This window comes from Paenibacillus glycanilyticus NBRC 16618 (assembly GCF_004000805.1).
Lineage (GTDB): Bacteria > Bacillota > Bacilli > Paenibacillales > Paenibacillaceae > Pristimantibacillus > Pristimantibacillus glycanilyticus.
Window position 1 is genome coordinate 12452 of sequence record NZ_BILY01000030.1, and the last position, 17698, is coordinate 30149.

12 protein-coding genes are annotated in these 17698 nt (G+C 50.7%); 10 read left to right on the plus strand and 2 right to left on the minus strand.

Annotated features, from left to right (window positions below):
• Positions 1-17 precede the first annotated feature (17 nt).
• The 4 genes from PGL01S_RS21325 to PGL01S_RS21340 all read left to right on the plus strand — a co-directional run bounded on the left by PGL01S_RS21325 (position 18) and on the right by PGL01S_RS21340 (position 4393).
• On the plus strand, positions 18-890 hold the full coding sequence (locus PGL01S_RS21325) for a carbohydrate ABC transporter permease (RefSeq protein WP_127496595.1): 873 nt from the start codon (positions 18-20) through the stop codon (positions 888-890).
• A 237-nt stretch (positions 891-1127) separates the two neighbouring features.
• A complete protein-coding gene (locus PGL01S_RS21330) occupies positions 1128-2132 on the plus strand; it encodes an iron-hydroxamate ABC transporter substrate-binding protein (protein WP_244935691.1) in 1005 nt (334 codons plus the stop codon).
• Positions 2133-2278: 146 nt separating this feature from the next.
• Positions 2279-3355, plus strand: coding sequence for a FecCD family ABC transporter permease (locus PGL01S_RS21335; protein ID WP_244935692.1), 1077 nt, complete (start codon positions 2279-2281; stop codon positions 3353-3355).
• 3 nt (positions 3356-3358) lie between these two features.
• Positions 3359-4393 carry a FecCD family ABC transporter permease gene (locus PGL01S_RS21340; protein ID WP_127496596.1) on the plus strand — a complete coding sequence of 345 codons (1035 nt, stop codon included), beginning with the start codon at positions 3359-3361 and terminating at the stop codon, positions 4391-4393.
• 283 nt (positions 4394-4676) lie between these two features.
• Here the strand turns inward: PGL01S_RS21340 and PGL01S_RS21345 are convergent, their stop codons facing one another.
• Positions 4677-5294: a DUF975 family protein gene (locus tag PGL01S_RS21345; protein WP_127496597.1), complete on the minus strand. Its 618-nt coding sequence runs from the start codon at positions 5292-5294 to the stop codon at positions 4677-4679.
• A 135-nt stretch (positions 5295-5429) separates the two neighbouring features.
• Complete coding sequence (locus PGL01S_RS21350) at positions 5430-11867, minus strand: Ig-like domain-containing protein (RefSeq protein WP_127496598.1); 6438 nt, start codon at positions 11865-11867, stop codon at positions 5430-5432.
• A 499-nt stretch (positions 11868-12366) separates the two neighbouring features.
• Here PGL01S_RS21350 and PGL01S_RS21355 point away from each other — a divergent pair, with 499 nt between their 5' ends.
• The 6 genes from PGL01S_RS21355 (at position 12367) to PGL01S_RS21380 (ending at position 17686) form a co-directional block, all read left to right on the plus strand.
• A complete protein-coding gene (locus tag PGL01S_RS21355; RefSeq protein ID WP_127496599.1) occupies positions 12367-12969 on the plus strand; it encodes a TetR/AcrR family transcriptional regulator in 603 nt (200 codons plus the stop codon).
• A 26-nt stretch (positions 12970-12995) separates the two neighbouring features.
• On the plus strand, positions 12996-13976 hold the full coding sequence (locus PGL01S_RS21360) for an ABC transporter ATP-binding protein (RefSeq protein ID WP_127496600.1): 981 nt from the start codon (positions 12996-12998) through the stop codon (positions 13974-13976).
• Positions 13969-14739: an ABC transporter permease gene (locus PGL01S_RS21365; RefSeq protein WP_127496601.1), complete on the plus strand. Its 771-nt coding sequence runs from the start codon at positions 13969-13971 to the stop codon at positions 14737-14739. Before PGL01S_RS21360 ends, PGL01S_RS21365 begins: the two co-directional genes overlap by 8 nt.
• A 123-nt stretch (positions 14740-14862) precedes the next feature.
• Positions 14863-15312 (plus strand): GNAT family N-acetyltransferase, encoded by a 450-nt coding sequence (locus tag PGL01S_RS21370; protein WP_127496602.1) that lies wholly within the window; start codon positions 14863-14865, stop codon positions 15310-15312.
• 180 nt (positions 15313-15492) lie between these two features.
• Positions 15493-16497, plus strand: a complete 1005-nt coding sequence (locus PGL01S_RS21375) for a lysylphosphatidylglycerol synthase domain-containing protein (RefSeq protein ID WP_127496603.1) — start codon at positions 15493-15495, stop codon at positions 16495-16497.
• Positions 16487-17686: a glycosyltransferase family 4 protein gene (locus tag PGL01S_RS21380; protein ID WP_127496604.1), complete on the plus strand. Its 1200-nt coding sequence runs from the start codon at positions 16487-16489 to the stop codon at positions 17684-17686. Before PGL01S_RS21375 ends, PGL01S_RS21380 begins: the two co-directional genes overlap by 11 nt.
• The last annotated feature ends 12 nt before the right edge of the window (positions 17687-17698 follow it).

Sequence of the window (17698 nt, forward strand, 5' to 3'; positions counted from 1 at the left end):
AAAGGGGAGGGGAACCCATGTATCACAAAACGATACCCTACCGCGTATTCAGCGCTTTTAATAACGTCATTCTGCTCGTCATCGGGATCCTGTGCCTGCTGCCCATGTTCCATTTGCTCATGGTGTCCTTAAGCTCCAGCGCCGCCGCGAACGGAGGCTTGGTCACGTTCTGGCCGAAAGGCTTCACCTTCGAGGCGTATGCCAAGACGTTCGACAATAAGAACTTTCTTACCGCGCTGTGGGTAGCCATCGAGCGGACCTTGCTTGGCACGGCGCTTGGCCTGTTCGTAAACGCGATTGCGGCTTATGCACTGTCCAAGGACACCAGGGTATTCCGCGCGAGAAACATGTACCTGTGGTACTTCGTCATAACGATGCTGTTCAGCGGCGGCCTCATTCCAAGCTACATTCTTATTCTGAAGCTGCATCTGATCAATAACCTCATGGCGCTTATCCTGCCGGGTCTAGTGGCGGCTTACAATATGATTCTGCTCTTGAACTTTTTCCGCACGGTGCCCAAGGAGCTGGAGGAAGCGGCGTTTATGGACGGCTCGGGCCATCTTCGGAGCTTCTTCTCGATCTATCTGCCGATCTCGCTGCCTTCGCTTGCGACGGTAGGGCTGTTCACCATGGTTGGTCACTGGAACGCATACTTCGACGGCTTGATCTATATGAAGGACGCGGCCAAGCTTCCGCTCGCGAGCTTTATGCAGACGCTTATCGTACAGTCGGACATGACGTCATTCGACGCAGCGGCTATCGCGAACATGTCGCAGCGGACGCTCCGCGCTTCGCAGATCTTCATCGGCGCTTTGCCGATTCTGATTGTATATCCGTTCCTCCAGCGCTTCTTCGTAAAAGGCGTCGTCATCGGCGCCGTGAAGGAATAGACCGGAACTCCATACCGCAACAAAGTCAACCTCTAAACGCGGCCGCTCTCCTCGAGTGAGTGGCTCCGATTAGAGGTTTTTGTCAATAAACGCAATCTTTATGAAAGGAGCACCAAATACGGATCGTGTTTGCGTTTCTTCCTATAATTAAGGATTGACTTTGATAATGAGAATTGTTATCATCACTTTAGTCAATTAACGAGTTTACAGCGTAACAGCTTATAGGGGGACGTATTTGTGTTCGGTAAAGGGAAGAAGCTAGTTATTGTACTTCTGAGTGTAATGTCTCTTTCGCTTGTCCTTGCGGCATGCGGAGGGAATAAAGAAAATAACGGTAATGCGAATAACGCGGCAACGGAAAGCGCATCGCCGACACCTGCGGCGACGGAGACGGCAGCGGCACCAACGGAGCAGAAGCTGACGGACGGCATGGGCCACGAAGTTACGATTCCGGCTAATCCGCAGCGAATTATCGCTTCCTACCTGGAAGATTACCTGGTCGCTCTTGGCGTGAAGCCGGTTGCGCAATGGAGCGTAGCAAACGGTATTCAAGAATACCTGCAAGGCGATTTGAAGGATATTCCGACAATTGCTTATGATCTTCCTTACGAAGCGGTCACAAGCTTCACTCCGGATCTAATGATCCTTGGCGCTAACAGTACGGTTGACGGCGGCAAATACGATCAATACGCGAAGATTGCCCCAACCTTTGTTCTGGGCGACGAAGTGAATAACGATTGGCGCAAAGCGCTTCTGAAAATCGGTGAAGTGCTGCAGAAGAAAGATCAAGCTCAAAAGGTGCTTGACGATTACAATGCGAAGGCGGCAGATGCGAAAACAAAGCTTCAGGCAGCCATTCCAGACCAATCGGTTGCGGCAATCTGGCTTGTAGGAAACAAATTCTATGTGGTTAGCGATAAGCTTTCGAGCGGCACGGTTCTTTATAACGACCTTGGCCTGAAAGTTCCGAATGTCGTGAAAGAAATTTCCGCTTCCGGAACGGGCAGCTGGAATGAAATCTCCCTTGAGAAGCTTGCCGATCTGGACGCTGACCATCTGATTCTGGTCAACAGCGACAAAGCGACCGGCTCTGAAGCGTTGAAAGATCCGATCTGGCAATCCATTCCGGCTGTTAAGAACGGTCATGTGTATGAATATGACAGGACGTCCAGCTGGTTGTACTACGGACCGGTAGCAAGCTCCCAAATGATCGACAATGTCTTGAAAGATCTCGTGAAATAATGAAATACGGAGTAGTAGGGATTAGAGGGAGCTGCTGCTCCCTTTTTTGCCGTTCTGAACGGCGTTTCGCCTTGCGTTAGTAAAGAGAGTATAATTTGCTCTATACAGTACTTATATTAATTCAGTTGGAGCGGAGATAAGACGATATGGCTGAGAACTCTAGGCTACATAACTCTCAATTGGAATCCGAACCCGCGTTGGCGGGCCAGGAGGTTGAACGGCTGTATTCCAGGCCGATTACTGCGATTCTCATTATTCTCGGCGGTCTTGTTGCGCTGATTCTGGCGCTGGTTCTGTCGGTTTCCTTTGGCGCGATGGACATCAAATTTTTGATGGTATGGGATGCCATTTTTCATTTTAATCCGGATTTGAAGGAGCATCAGGTTATTCACGAGCTGCGCTTGCCGCGGGTACTAGGCTGTATGCTGGTAGGCAGCGCTTTTGCGGTTGCGGGCGCGATTATGCAAGGAATGACGCGTAACCCGCTTGCCGATTCCGGTCTGCTTGGCCTGAACTCCGGCGCCGGCTTTGCGCTTGCTTTATGCTTTGCTTTTGCTCCGGGTCTTTCTTATTCCTACATTATGATGTTCTCTTTCCTTGGCGCGGCAGTCAGCACTATTGTTGTCGTTGTTCTTGGGGCATCCGTACGCGGAGGGCTGACGCCAATGCGGATGGTACTTGCGGGCGTAACGCTGTCCGCCTTGTTAACCGCATTAAGCGAAGGGATTGCGCTGTACTTCCGCATTGGCCAGGAGCTTGCCTTCTGGTATGCCGGAGGGGTTGCCGGTATCCGCTGGGAGCAGCTGAAAGTTATGTTTCCGTGGGTAGGCGTTGCGCTTATCGCTGCAATGGTGCTGTCCCGTTCCATTACGATGCTGAGTCTAGGCGAAGAAGTGTCCAAGGGTCTTGGCCTGCGGACGGGACCCGTTAAGCTGGCAGGCGTTATCATCGTGATCATGCTGGCGGGTTCGGCGGTATCGGTGGCAGGGGCGGTATCTTTTATCGGCCTTCTTGTTCCTCATGTGGCCCGCAAGCTTGTAGGCGTGGATTACAAATGGATTATTCCAACCTCGGCCGTGCTTGGCGCTTTGCTTGTTGTGCTTGCCGATTTGGCTGCCAGAACGGTCCATCCTCCATATGAGACACCTATTGGCACAATGATTGCGCTGATTGGCGTTCCATTCTTCCTGTACCTTGCCAACAAGGAAAGGAGGGAGCTGTAAGCGATGAAAGGGACGATGATTTCCTTAGCCGAAGTACGCAGAAAACGGCGTAATACTCTTGTTATTTCCGTCATGTTAATCGGTATTCTTGCAGCTTTTCTAATAAGCATGAACACCGGGGTTATCCGGATGTCGCCTCTTGACGTGGTTAAGACGCTCCTTGGCTTCGGAACCGCCCAGCAGCATCTGGTGCTGTTTGATTTCCGACTGCCTCGTATTATCATTTCCATTCTGATCGGCATGGGACTGGCCGTATCCGGTGCGGTTCTTCAGGCACTGACCCGAAATGCGCTGGCTGATCCCGGCATTATCGGAATTAACTCCGGCGCGGGCATGGTTATTCTGCTCTATGTCGCGTTTTATTCGTCCCCGACAGCAGCGCCGGCGTATTTGCTGCCGATTCTCGCTTGGCTGGGAGGCGGCGTTGCCGCATTGCTGGTCTTTATTATCTCTTACCGCAAGCATAAAGGACTGTCCTCCAACCGGCTTGTGCTGAACGGCGTAGCGATAAGCTCGGGCTTCTCGGCGGTGACGATTCTGGTCTCCTTGCGGATTAATCCGGAGCAGTATCAATTCGTATCGACATGGCTAGCGGGGAGCATTTGGAGCAAGGACTGGAGCTACGTAACGGCATTGCTGCCATTTATCGTAGTATTGCTGCCTTTCGTTTATTTCAAGTCGCAAACGATTAATGTCCTTAACCTTGGCGCGCCGCTCGCGACGGGTCTGGGGGCAGCCGTTGCCAAGCAGCAGATCTGGCTTCTGGCCGCTGCCGTTGGCCTGGCAAGCTCCTGCGTAGCGGTCAGCGGCAGTATCGGCTTTGTTGGGCTGATCGCGCCGCATTTGGCCCGAAGGCTGGTCGGGCAGCGCTATCAGATCCTGCTTCCCGCTACGGCGCTTGCCGGAGGACTGCTTGTCCTTGTAGCCGATACGCTTGGCAGATGGATTCTGCAGCCGTCGGAGATCCCGACAGGTATCGTTGTTGCGGTCATTGGAGCTCCATATTTCCTCTACTTGATGTTCCGGACAAAAGGATAAGCGTGCCCGATGATGGAGGCTGTATTCCCGTGCGTATAGGCAAAGAGGCAGTTACCAAAAGCCATATCATTGGCTTAGGCAACTGCCTCTTTTTCGTATTAGCTAACGAAACGTCATAGTCTTATTTTGCCGATTTCGTCCTCTTATGAAATCTAACGAAACCTGGTATCGTTATTTGCCTGTTTAAGCTGCCTTGCGAGGCATTTTCGTGAAAATAGCGTGTCTACGTTTCGTTAGAATTTCGTAATGCTGGATTTTGGCCAAATAAGGATTCTACGTTTCGTTAGAAGGACGATGGATGCGGGGGAGGCGTTGTTCTACCCGAAATTTCGTCGTAGAAGTGGGCTTGGGTGACAAAGATATAAGGGTAGAGCCATAGGAATCCTATACCGAAAGTAAGGAGTGCAAGGAACATCCAGCCAATAAACGTAAGATTAAGCACAAAAAACTTCCACTTGCGGCCTTTCATTAATTGTTTGCTTTGACGAATCGCTTCAAGTGCTCCGATATCCGGATTATCCTGCAGAATGTAATAAGCCTGAGAATAACGAAGGTAAGCAATAATACCGGGAATAATGAGCAATAGCGACCACAAAACGGTGAAGAGAGTCATAAGGAAATAGACACAAAAAGCTTTAATAAAATGAGAAAAGCCGCTGAATACTTCACTAATTTGCGGACCCTCATTCCGTGCAATGCCAACAAAGAAAATAATTAAGCCTAGTGCAAAAGCTCCGCCTGTAAGTATTTGAATAATATAGCCGATTACAGGGATGAAATTTAGCAAACCGATGAGGCCGGCAACAATGCCGTATACAATGATGGCCAGAATCGATTTGCCCCAGTTGCCTTGCAGACTTTCTCTAGCTCTTGCTCGAAGCTCGGAATAAGTAACATTCATTGCGAAAATAACACTCTCCTATTTGTCTGTATATTATCTAATCGGCAGCAATATTGGTTTAATTTAGGCAAATACCCTAATTCCATGTGATAAAATAAAGGCCGGCAGTCCCTCAAGGATTGCCGGCCTTAACGATTACTTCACATTGTCGTCGATTGCTTTAACGAAATGCTCGTTGCCATCAGAAGTGCGCTTAGCTTCGTGGCTTCTTGTTGCTTCTTCGACTTGACCAAACGCCCAGTTGCTCTTCGCAACATCCGGGAAGGATGGTTCCACGTCAGTCAGCGGGCCTCTGTACAGAAGGCGGTTGATCAGCGTTACGGCTTCAAGACGTACGATGTCTTTGCCCGGTTGGAACGTACCGTCAGGATAACCCGTTGTCAGGCCGTTACGGAACAATGCCTCGATTGCCGAGGAGGACCAGCGTCCGTCGCTGTCTCCGAATTGCGGAGTGATTGGCATAGACGTCTCCAGCTTCAGGTAACGTACCATAACCATAGCCAATTCTTCGCGGGTTACAGGCTGGTTCGGACGGAAGGTGCCGTCCTCAAAGCCTTTAAAGATACCGCTGTCCGTTACGATCCGGATATAGCCGCTAGCCCATTGGGTAGAAGGCACATCCTTGAATTCGGCTTTCAGCGTTGTCGAGCCGCCGTTCAGGAGGCGTGCGATTATGGCTGCAAGCTCCCCGCGGGTCAGCTTCTGGCTTGGTTTGAATTTGCCGTCAGGGAAGCCGAGGATGTAGCGTTGATGCTTCACAATCTCGTCTCCGGTCTTGAACAGCAATACTTTCACGGATGCCTTTGCCGCTTCAGGATTGAGAAGCTCTAGGCTCGCTTTGCTTTCCGCGGAGATCGTAACAAGAAGTTCTGTTTCCTTAATGGAAGGATACTTCACTTCTACATTGCGTACGCCCTTATCTCCGATGTTCAATTCTCCCACATTCCAAGTCACTTTATTGCCTTCTACCTTGCCGCCGTCGGCATTGGTTACCGTTGTGCCCTCAGGAAGGGTCAACGTCACGGTTGCGCCGGTAGCTTGCTTTGTACCGTTGTTCAGGTACTCCACTTTAATCTTGCCTGCAGTTCCTTCTTCCTGTCTGTCCTTGTCTACGGATACGTTAACAACGACGTTTGGCTTGCCGGCAGGAGCAACAGACGCTTTGGACATCTGAATGTCATGGCGGACAATCGCAAACTCGACAGGGATCGTTGGGCTCGTATAAGTGATATAGCCTGGAGCCGTTGCAACGATGTAGTAATCGGTTGTCGGATAAACCATGTACGCGTATTTGCCGCCGTCTTTGCTTGTCTGCGGGTTCGCGTTGTCGCTTGGAGCAAAGCCTGCGATTGCAGGCAGCTTAACTTCCGTGCCAGGCGTATTGCCGTTTGTAATATTGCGCGGCGTGTTTGCGTAATACAGCTTTACGGTTGCTCCGTCAATCGCAGCATGGGTGTTGATGTCGGTAATGTCGCCGTACGGGTCAATGAGCTCGTTAAGAATGTTCATTTCGCCGTTGGCTGCCAGCTTGATTGTCGGAAGCGTACCGTTGTTGTCTAATGCGTTAATGATAATTTCTTTAGTGCCGCCGTGTTCCGCATCCGGAACCTTGAAGATGATTGCAATCTGATACTCCGTATTCCGTTCAAGGCCAGGAATATTAAATACGCCGCCGTTCAAAGGTGCCGTGTATTCTTTATGTTCCGGTGCCGGACCAATCAGCTTCACGGTTACCTGGTTCATGAAATCCTGTTGAAGCACGTCATTTTGACCGGTTGGAAGCTTTTGCGTAAGGAGGCCGGTAATGGTCTTCGTCGATTCAAAAACCTCGCCGGGATTACCGCTTACCGCGCCAACTTCAACGGTTTGCTTGAAGGAAACCTCTTTGGTCTGGCCGCCTATTTGAACGGTCTTGATGACTTCGATATCGTAGCTTTCGTCACCGCGCGGAACGGCGATGCTATACTTGCCGTCTGCGTCGGTAATGGCTTCAGCCGCGAAATCGATAATGCCGTCGCCGTCAAAGTCTTTCGTGATTTTAACGACTGCACCTGCAACAATCGTACGCGTTCCGTTATCCGTTGTTGCTACAACGCCCGTTACGGAAGCAGGCTCGAAGGTAATGATAATCTGCTCTTGCGCGTAAATGCTGCGTTCTACGTCATTGGCCGTTGCCGTTACCGGAACGCTTTGCGATAAAATACCTTCGATCTTGGACGATTGGTAATCTATCGTGGCTTTGCCCGCTGCATCCGTCACCGCGGTTGGGGAACCGCCAAGGAAGGTTCCGAGCGATGCAGAGAAGGTGATGCTGACATCCTTAAGCGGTTTGCCGTCAATGTCAGTCAGAATAGCCGTCAGTTTCGAAACCGTATGGCCGTCACCTACGATGGAGCTAGGGTTAGCGCTAAGCTTCAAGATGTATTTCACAAGCTCGAAGTTTTGATGAATTGTTGTTTCAGCCGCCAAGCCCGGCAAGGCATTAATCACTTGATTGCGTGTTGCGTAGCCTTGCTTCTCTACGACAATCAGGTAATGCTCGGTACGGACATTCGGGAATTTGTAATAACCGGAAGCATCCGTAGTTGTATTAGCCACTTTATTGGTTCCTGTCGGATCATACAAGGTTACTTTTGCTCCTTCAATCGGAGCTTGGGTGTTGCGATCTTTAACCGTTCCGTCAACGGAAACGGTGCGGATCACGGTAAAATCATTGTTTAGAAGCTTGGAAGCTGCTTCAGCCGGTAAAACCTCGTTACCCTTCGAAGAGGTGAAGGTTACCGAATGAGCCCCGCTCGTTACTTCGGAAGGAAGACGGTATTGCACGTTTTCCCATTTCTTGAATCCGTCTGTCTGGTAAGTATCGCCGTTAGCCAATGTCAGCGTAACCGAATCGTTGTCCGTTCCGTTATCCGGACCGTCGAAATCAAAGGTTGCCGTAACTGCCGTTGCGGTTACTTCCGTAATAGCCGAGATTTTGAGCGGTTTGTTAGGCGCTACGGTCCATTCGGATGTATCCGTAACAGAACGGTCGCCAACCCAGCCGTCAAGCAGACGAACGGTTAAAGCGATGGTAGCCGTATTGGAGTCAAATTGTCCGTCATTGGCTTTAAAAGTGAAGCTGTCCGTGCTGCCGTAACCTGCGGCTGGCGTATACGTGTAAGTACCGTCGTTGTTGATAACAACCGTACCATGCGCTGGCGGAGTTACAACCGTGAAGGTAAGAGTATCGCCGTCTACATCGCTCGCCTTAAAGCTGCCCGTTACGCTGGAGCCGGATTCAACAGCTTTGGAATCATCCGATGCCGTTGGTGCGTCATTCACGGCAGTAACCGTAATCTCTACAGTCGCCGGCGCGGAATCGGCCGTTCCGTCGGTTGCTTTAAAGGTGAAGCTGTCCGGACCATTGTAATTAGGATCCGGCGTATACGTGTAAGTGCCGTTCGGATTCAGAATAACCGTGCCGTGCTCAGGCTCCGTTACAAGAACGTAGGTAGGCGTTGTACCGTCTACGTCGTTGCCGGTTACTGTACCGGTTACCGGCTGATCTTCAACCGTTGTGTTGGTTCCTGCATTTGCCGTCGGCGTGTCGTTTACAGGAGTTACGGTAATGCTGACAGTAGCTTCCGCGGATTCCAACTGTCCGTCATTTACCTTAAAGGTGAAGCTGTCCGGGCCGTTGTAATCCGGGTCTGGCGCGTAAGTAAAGGTACCGTCCGGCTTCAGATTAACGGTTCCGTGTTCCGGTTCATTCACAAGCGTGTAGGTCAAAGTATCGCCGTCTACGTCGCTTGCTTTTACCTTATCGTTGACCGCCGTGTCCTCTGCCGTGCTGACGGAGCTGTTCTCCGAAGCCGGTGCATCGTTGACCGGAGTAACGGTGATGTCCACTTTAGCAGGAGCAGAGTCATCCGTGCCGTCGTTAGCTTTAAACGTAAAGCTGTCCTCGCCGTTAAAGTTCGGATCTGGCGTATACGTATAAGTGCCGTCCGGCTTCAAATCAACCGTGCCATGCTGCGGCGGGGTTACAATCGCGTAAGTCAGCGGGCTCTCTTCCACGTCGCTTCCCGATACCGATCCGTTAACAGGAGTATCTTCGGCCGTTGTTTTCGTTCCGGCGTTTGCCGTTGGCGCATCGTTGACCGGAGTAACGGTGATGTTCACGGATGCCGTATTCGAGTCTTCCGAGCCGTCATTCGCCTTAAACGTAAAGCTGTCCGGTCCATTGTAATTAGGATCTGGCGTATAGGTGAACGTTCCGTCCGGATTCAGAGTCAAGTCGCCATGAGCAGGCTGGTTGACTACCGAATAGTGAAGCGTATCGCCGTCGCCGTCTGTTGCATGAACGCTGCTGTTAAGAGGTTTATCTTCCTCAGTCTGCACAGTATCGTTTTGGGCAACAGGAGCTTCATTTACTTCATTAATCGTGATGCTTACGGTAGCAGGCAAGGAATCAAGCTTGCCATCGTTAGCTTTGAAGGTGAAGCTATCCGAGCCAGAGTAGTTCGGGTTTGGAGTATACGTGTACGTGCCGTCGCTGTTTAAGACGACCGTACCATTGACAGGCGCTGTATCGAGCTCATAAGTGAGCGCGCTGCTATCGATATCCTGTCCCGTCACCACTCCATTTACCGATTGGTTCTCATCCGTTGTTTTGCTCGAATGGTTTGCGGTAGGTGCATCGTTAACGGCGTTAATCGTCAGAGTAACGGTTGCCACGTTGGAGTCCGCTTTGCCGTCATTCGCCTTAAAGGTAAAGCTGTCGGAACCGTTGTAATTTGCATTTGGATTATACGTGTAAGTACCGTCCGCATTCAGTACAACCGTACCGTTAACCGGCGCTGTGACAAGCGAATAGGTTACAATGTCATTGTTCCCGTCAGTTTCAGTTAATGCACCGTTAACCGGAGTATCTTCATCTGTAGATTTACTATCATCTTGCGCTACAGGAGCAGCGTTGGGAGCTGCTGTAACGGTAATAGTGACAGTTGCCTTATTAGATTCGTCGGTACCGTCATGAGTTGTAAAAGTAAAGGTGTCTGTACCAACAAAGCCGTTGTCAGGTGTGTAGGAATACGTACCTGTAAACTCATCCAGCACCAGAGTGCCATGTTGCGGTAAGTCTTGTTTCATGAAAAAGAGTAGATCTCCATCTATATCTGAACCGGTCACTGACCCGTCAACTGGCGTATTCTCCACGGTGCTTGTGCTGGAATCATGTGCGATTGGAGCATCATTCACCGCTTTAATGGTAAGAGTTACCGTTGCAGTATTCGAGGTAAGCGAGCTGTCATTTACTCTATAGTTAAATGTATCTGTCCCGTTGTAATTCGCATTAGGTGTATATGTAAAAGATCCGTCGGCATTTAAAACTAAAGTGCCGTGAGTAGGAACGGTGACAAGCGAATAGGCGATTGAGTCACCGTCGATGTCGCTGCCTTTATCGCTCAGGGATTTGTTAATAACCGTATCTTCGTCTCCCGAGAAAGAAGCATCTGCGGCAACTGGGGCCGTATTCACTTTATCCGTTGTATCCGTTGCCGTCTTGGCCGGATTGCCGTCTGAGCTGACCGTGTCCGCCGATACGGTTACGGTTCCGTATTTCAGAGCGGAGAAGTCAAGCTGAACGGCATATTTCCCGTCGGCTCCCACGGTTGCTGCATAATTTCGTTCCGTGCCCGAGGAATCCTTCACCGTAAGGGTGACAGGCTGTCCAGCGCCCGCATTGGTGGATCCGGAGATATTAACCAGTTTAAGATTATCTTGTCCTGCGGTCAGTTTGCCGTCTCCACCGTCGTCAATAGAAACGTTAATGGTTGGGGAAGCGCTGTTGTCTACCTGCTTCGGATCGCTGAATGTACCGCCAGGAGCGCCGAAGTTAACCGAGAATTGACGAGAGCTTAAATTGCTCGTGTTGCCAACGACAAGATCCAGTCCGTTAATTGGCGCGTTGTAATTGATGATTACGGAAGCGGTATCCTCAAAAGATGTGCCATTAAGGGAGGAACCTCTTCCTGCAAATTGCGTTCTTCCGGAGGCTGGCGAGCTTATGACAAGCTGTGTGTTTTTATTCACAGAATAACTTGCAAAGCCGGATAATTCGACATATTCCTTGGAGGTGGAATTACTGCCGTCAATATCGATGACCGTCACAAAGAAGTTCTTGATTTGAACCGGATTGCCGGTTGCCTGATCAATGAAATCAAAGTGGAAGGTCAATGAGCCGCTTCCGGGACTGGTTGTAACCCATGGATTAAACCGCTCATCAAAGCCGGTTCCCGGATTATCTAATACATTGCCTGCAAGGGATGCTCCGCTAGCCCCTTTAATCGTTACTTTGGCATCAACCGTAATGCCGTCTCTTGTAATGACGTTCGTATACTTGTAGACGGCCCCTACTTGTCCGGCAGTGCCGGAAACCAGGGTAGGCGTACCCAAATTCATCGCATTACTCTTAATGTCAACCACATTTACCGCTGCTTTGGTGGCAGTTGGATGCGTGACTGCGAGCATGACGCCGAATACAAGAAGCAATAGGGCAATTCTTGTAAAGGCCGATGATCGAGCCAACATAGACTCACTTCCTTCCTATTCTTATAGTCTTTCTGAATGTGTCAAATTTTAGGAATAAAGTCCCTGATAGATTCGACACCCTACTAGTTCTAAATAACTATAAATGACAGCAGGCGACAGCGTCAACTCGAATTTTTCTAGTAATATCCATTTTTTCGACAAGAGATTACTTACCTTAATCTGGAATATTGCTATTAAAGGAGAGATAAGCGAGAATAACTTATTTTAGGCAGAAATTATTAACTGCTGAAGCTTTAAATAATAGAAAAACAGATAAGTACGTCAAAGAATAATAGAATAAAAAATAGTATTTTTTTGATTTACATATCTAGTAAACGAGGGGATCCGGGAACTTTTTTTCTAGAATCCAAGAAGGCAAGGATAAAAGAGAGTAACAAATTTCACGAATTCTTAACGGGGTGTATTTACAATTTAAGGAATGATGCTTATTATATAAATAAACGTTCATATATTTAATTCGAAAGGAGATCTCTCGAGCATGGCAAGGACTGTCAATGAGCAAGCCAGACAAGAGAAAAGGGAGCTTATCTTACAGGCAGCCGTTACTGCTTTTCCCGAGAATGGCTTCTCCGGTACTACATTTGCACTGCTGGCCAAGAGCTTGGGGATAAGCGCGGCAACGATTCTGCTTTACTTCGAAAGCAAGGAGGAGCTGTTCCGATGCGCCGTGCTGGAGCCGCTCGAGCGGTTCCGCCAGCCATTTCTTGCGTTCATGCAAGGGGAGGGAACGCCTCTGGACAGGATCAAGTCCATGATTGACGTGCATATAAGGATTGCGGCCAGCAATTCGTCCTTTCTGCGGCTGGTGCAATACGTGCTGGGGCAGCACCAACGGTTTCCGGAGGAAGCGGAAGCGATGTACCGGTTCGCCAATGATTATACGGTTGGGCTTACCACGGTTATAGCGGAAGGCCAAGCGGCCGGCCAGCTACAGTCCTACGATGCGCATGAAGTCGCGTGGGGGTACTTTTGTTTTATTCAAGGCGTGGGACTGGTGAATACCGATGATCCTTCTTCACCCGTATGGGATGGGATGCGCCGGGTTGGATTGCAGCTGTTTGCACCTGTAACAAACCAATAATCTTGGAAACAAGAGGTGGATTGCCGATGGAGCTAATCGAGATTGACCAGGTCAACAAGGTGTATAAGAAGGGGAAAAAGCAAGCCAACATCGATATCAGCTTTTCCATCCGGGAAGGCGAGATTCTCGGACTGCTTGGGCCTAACGGAGCGGGCAAAAGCACGTTAATCAAGCAGATCGTTGGACTGCTGGCTCCAACCTCCGGCGAAGTCCGGTACGCAGGCGTTAACGTACTCAAGCAGGCGAAGAAGGTGGCCTCGCAGTTCGGTTATTACGCGCAGGAGCCGCATGCCCTTGGCGCGCTGACGGCCAGAGAGGCGCTGCTCTTCACCGGGATCCTTCGAGGCATGGCCAAGAAGGAGGCCGAAAAGCAGACGATGGAGCTGCTGGAGCGGTTCGGCATGGCGGAGCTCGCGGGCCGGCCGCTCAAGAAGCTGTCCGGCGGACAGAAGCGGATGGTCGGAATCGGAACAACCATTATTGGCGATTCCCGCGTGCTTGTGTTGGATGAGCCGACTAACGAGCTTGATCCTCTGAACAGGCGGCTGGTATGGGATATTATCGTGGAGCGGAACCGCCAAGGGGCTACCATTCTTCTCGTCACCCATAACGTGCTGGAAGCGGAGAGAGTGGTAGACCGGGTTGCTTTTATCAACTACGGAAGACTTCTGGAAATCGATAGCGTTCCTCACCTGAAACAAAAGGTGGACGGCAGGCTGAAGCTGGAGCTGACGGCAGTGGAAGGCGAGGCGGGGAATCTGATGAAACGGCTGGAGGAGTGGGGGGATATCCAGCAGACTGCCGAGAACCGGCTGCGGCTTCTGATCGATAAGAACCGGGCGGGTACGATGCTGGACTGGATGGTTCATGCGAACGATCTGCCTATTGACGAATACGCCATGCTTCCTCCCAATCTGGAGGATGTCTATCTCTATATTGACAGTCAGAAGGAGAAGGCTGCAGGGTATGTTATCCGTGAGAAAAAGGTGGGAAGCTTCATTGGCTAACGCGCTTGCTTTTGTCAAAGGAAGAATGTGGACCGAGCTGTATATCCTATTGCGAATCCAGGTTGCTATCGTGCGGGAGCAATGGATATGGATCTTTATTATGGCGACGATCTTTCCGCTTACGACGCTGTTGTTCATGAAGTTTATGTACGGAATCTCCTCCGGGGAGATCATGGTGAATGTCATCGTCGGCAATATCGTATTCGCCATTATTATGATGGGCTTTAACGCGCTCGGGCAGGAGATCTCCTGGCAGAAGCATGCCGGGTACTTTACCTTCTACTCTTCTCTTCCGATCTCCAAAGCCGTCTTTGTCGTCACTCAGCTGGTGCGAGGATTGATGACGGCAATGCCTTCGGTTATCATCATGGCGTTTATCGGGCAGTTTGCTTATGGCATCAGGCTTCATTACGAGTGGGGGCTTATTCCGATCTTTCTTCTGGCCGTATTAAGCATGGTCGGCGTTGGGGCGGGAATCGGGTTCTGGTCTCCGGACCACCAGATGACGAATATGCTCGTGCAGGGGCTGATGATGTTTGTCGGGTTCCTGTCGCCGGTTATGATGGAAGCCAGCCAGCTGCCGCCGGTTCTGCGGTATATCGGGGTTATTTTTCCGACCACCTATTCCGCTTCCGCGCTCAGGGAGATGCTTACCAAAGGCTGGACGCATGAAGTAACCGTAGACATGTTCATCCTGATTGGTTTTATCGTTGTATCGTTTGCCTTTATTTCGAGAATGATCAACTGGCGTGCAGCCGATTAGCTCCAAGGATAGCATTAACCGCTGGCCACCAAGGCGGCGGTTTTTTTGTTATCCGGCTTTTGGCCTTGGCCTAACGGAATGATACAATAATTTACGGTAACGAAAGACTGGAGGATGCTCGATATGACAACGATTGAAATACGGGAAGCGGGACTACGGGATCTTCAGGATCTGGCTAGGCTGTTCGAGGTGCTGATGGAGGTTCCTTCTAATATAGAAGCGATGGGCAGACATCTGGCAAAAGTGACGGAGGATCCGCACTATTTTCTCGCGGTGGCTTGCGACGGCGATAAGGTGATTGGAACGGCAATGGGGATCGAATGTTATGATCTTGTCGGGAGTTGCCATCCTTTCCTGGTCGTGGAAAATGTTGTGGTGAATCCCGATTACAGAGGACAAGGCGTCGGAAAAATGCTGATGAAGCGGCTCGAGCAATTCGCAGAGGAACGGGTGTGCAGCTACATCATTTTTGTATCCAGCGGTTACCGGGAAAAGGCTCATCAGTTCTACCGCGCGCTGGGCTATTCCAGCGATAATCAAGGGTTTAAAAAACAGCTTAGGGAATTGGGGTAACGGCAGCGGAAAAAGCAGTTTATCAAGGCTGGGTGCTTCGGCAGCCGGCTTTTTGTTTATCCATTTTTAAATGGAAAAGGTATGGGATTTTACCAAATTCGGCATTCTAGATAAATCACGGATAACAGAACATTCCTATAATGAGAAGATGGCTTAACTATAGTCAGGAGGTGTTGCCGGTTGCCGCTGTACCGCAAGCTGGCGCCAACGGTGCTCAAGGTCGCTGTCTTGGCCATCATCGTCGTATTTATCGTTCGCAACATTCCGCTTAAGCTGGAGGATCTTACTTCCTTCCTGGTACATGCGAACGACCGGTTTTACTTGTCCTTGCTCTTATTCTCGATCTTTCTGATGCTTCAAGCCGGTATTTGGGTGTTAATCGTCAATGCCTCCTTATCCGATACCGGCCGCTTAAGCGGCAGTTCGGGACTCTCGATGTTAGGCGGTCTCCGTATTTTTATTGAAACCCAGTTCGGCAAGTATATTCCCGGAGGCTTCTGGAACGTTGCCGGACGGATTGTCATGGCGACCAAAGCCGGTGTACCGCTGGATGCCCAATTCGCCGCTATCGTGTACGAGAATATTCTGCTCGTTGCGGCGGCGCTGGTCTACGCCATGATGCTGATTGTCAGCCTGCATATTGTCCCGGTCTGGGTGGGGCTTTTGCTGGTTATCGTGTTTGCTCTTATTTATCTGTTCTACAGCCCGCTGACAGTAACGGTCAAAACCTTGTTCATCAAAGCTTCGAAGTGGAAATTCCTTCAGAAGATGATCGGAAAAATGACCAAGTCGTTTGGCGGCGCGCAGATGGCCGGCTCGGAGGTAAGTCTGACGCGGAATCAGTTTTTTGCTTATTTGGCATGCTTTCTGGCCAGCCACTTTGTCATGGGTATCGCTTTTTGGCTATTGACCAACAGCTTTGACAAAGGGAAGGTAGGTTTGTTTTACGCTGCGGGAACGTTTGCGACTTCCTGGCTTCTCGGGCTTGTAAGTCCGCTGCCCGGCGGGCTTGGCGTAAGGGAGGGCTTCCTGGTCTATTTCCTCTCCATGAAGCTTGGGACGGAGACGGCGCTCCAGATTTCGGTTATTGCCCGGCTTTGGAACATTATGGCGGAGGTGCTGTTCTGGGCGGTTATTCGGGTTGTATGCTATCTGACGCGAGGGGAGAAGGTATATGAAACGTAGGAAGATCGTACTGGTCGCGGGGGTTTTTCCGCCTGGTGTCGGAGGTATGCAGAACTACTATTACAATCTGTCCAAACATACAAAGCATGAGATGACCGTTATCGCGCCGGAATATCCGGATTGTGCTTCCTTTGACGAAGATCAGCCGTACCGGACCATAAGAGGAGCGTTTATGCGTGGGGAGCGTGCCGATGTGTTCAGTTGGGGACGGCTGTTCCGGCAGGTCAAAAAAACGCTGCGCAGCGAAGAGCCGGATGTCACGGTGTACGGCTATGTGTTAATCGGCTTTATCGGTTTATTATTCCGCGTGTTTGGCCGGCGCCGCTATATCATCTCGGCTCACGGCATGGATATGCTGATGTTCCGTCGTTATTTCGGCCTTAATCAGGTGGTGAAGCTTATTCTGCGCAAGGCGGATGGCGTGATGGTGAATAGCGAGTTTACCCGCCGCCTGGTCGAGGAGTACGGAGTAGAGCCGGGCAGAATCGGAATTGTTCATCCCGGGGTTGAAAGCTTGTTCGAGCCAAAGGCGGTTAACGAGAAGTTAAGGCGGGAGCACGGGTTGGTAGGGAAATATGTGCTGCTGTCGGTAGGGCGGCTTGTTACCCGGAAAGGACATGACAAGGTGATCGAAGCGATGCCTGCGATTTTGCGCCATATTCCGGGTGCCGTTTACGTCATTGTAGGAGAAGGGCCGGAGCGGGACAGACTGGAGCAATTGGCCGGAACGGTTGGCGTGTTAAGCAAGGTTCGGTTCGTGGGGGGAGTAAGCGGCACGGAGCGGCTGAACGATTATTATAATCTGGCCAATCAATTCATTATGGTAAGCCGGCAGCTTGAAAAGGGTGACGCTGAAGGATTCGGCATCGTCTATCTGGAGGCGGCTTCCGCCCGCGTGCCGGTTATTGCCGGGCGCTCCGGCGGAGCTTCGGAAGCGGTGCTCGACGGGAAAACGGGTCTTCTTGTGGAGCCGGAGTCCGTTATGGCCATTACGGATGCCGTCGTAAAGCTGGCAAGCGATACGCCGCTGCGCGAAAGACTGGTCAGCGAGGGCTATAAACGCGCCAAGCTGCAATTCCAGCATGATGCGCTTGCGGAGGTTTTTGATCAATATGCGGGACGCATCTGTTCCAGTCCGGTTGCCGCAAGCTACAAGCGGGCAGGGAAAAGAGCGGCCCAGCGGATGTAGTTCTTGCGAAGG

Coding starts and splice junctions, on each gene's coding strand:
- PGL01S_RS21325 (WP_127496595.1), top strand. CDS start 18: ATGTATCACAAAACGATACCCTACCGCGTATTCAGCGCTTTTAATAAC.
- PGL01S_RS21335 (WP_244935692.1), top strand. CDS start 2,279: ATGGCTGAGAACTCTAGGCTACATAACTCTCAATTGGAATCCGAACCC.
- PGL01S_RS21340 (WP_127496596.1), top strand. CDS start 3,359: ATGAAAGGGACGATGATTTCCTTAGCCGAAGTACGCAGAAAACGGCGT.
- PGL01S_RS21345 (WP_127496597.1), bottom strand. CDS start 5,294: ATGAATGTTACTTATTCCGAGCTTCGAGCAAGAGCTAGAGAAAGTCTG.
- PGL01S_RS21350 (WP_127496598.1), bottom strand. CDS start 11,867: ATGTTGGCTCGATCATCGGCCTTTACAAGAATTGCCCTATTGCTTCTT.
- PGL01S_RS21355 (WP_127496599.1), top strand. CDS start 12,367: ATGGCAAGGACTGTCAATGAGCAAGCCAGACAAGAGAAAAGGGAGCTT.
- PGL01S_RS21360 (WP_127496600.1), top strand. CDS start 12,996: ATGGAGCTAATCGAGATTGACCAGGTCAACAAGGTGTATAAGAAGGGG.
- PGL01S_RS21370 (WP_127496602.1), top strand. CDS start 14,863: ATGACAACGATTGAAATACGGGAAGCGGGACTACGGGATCTTCAGGAT.
- PGL01S_RS21380 (WP_127496604.1), top strand. CDS start 16,487: ATGAAACGTAGGAAGATCGTACTGGTCGCGGGGGTTTTTCCGCCTGGT.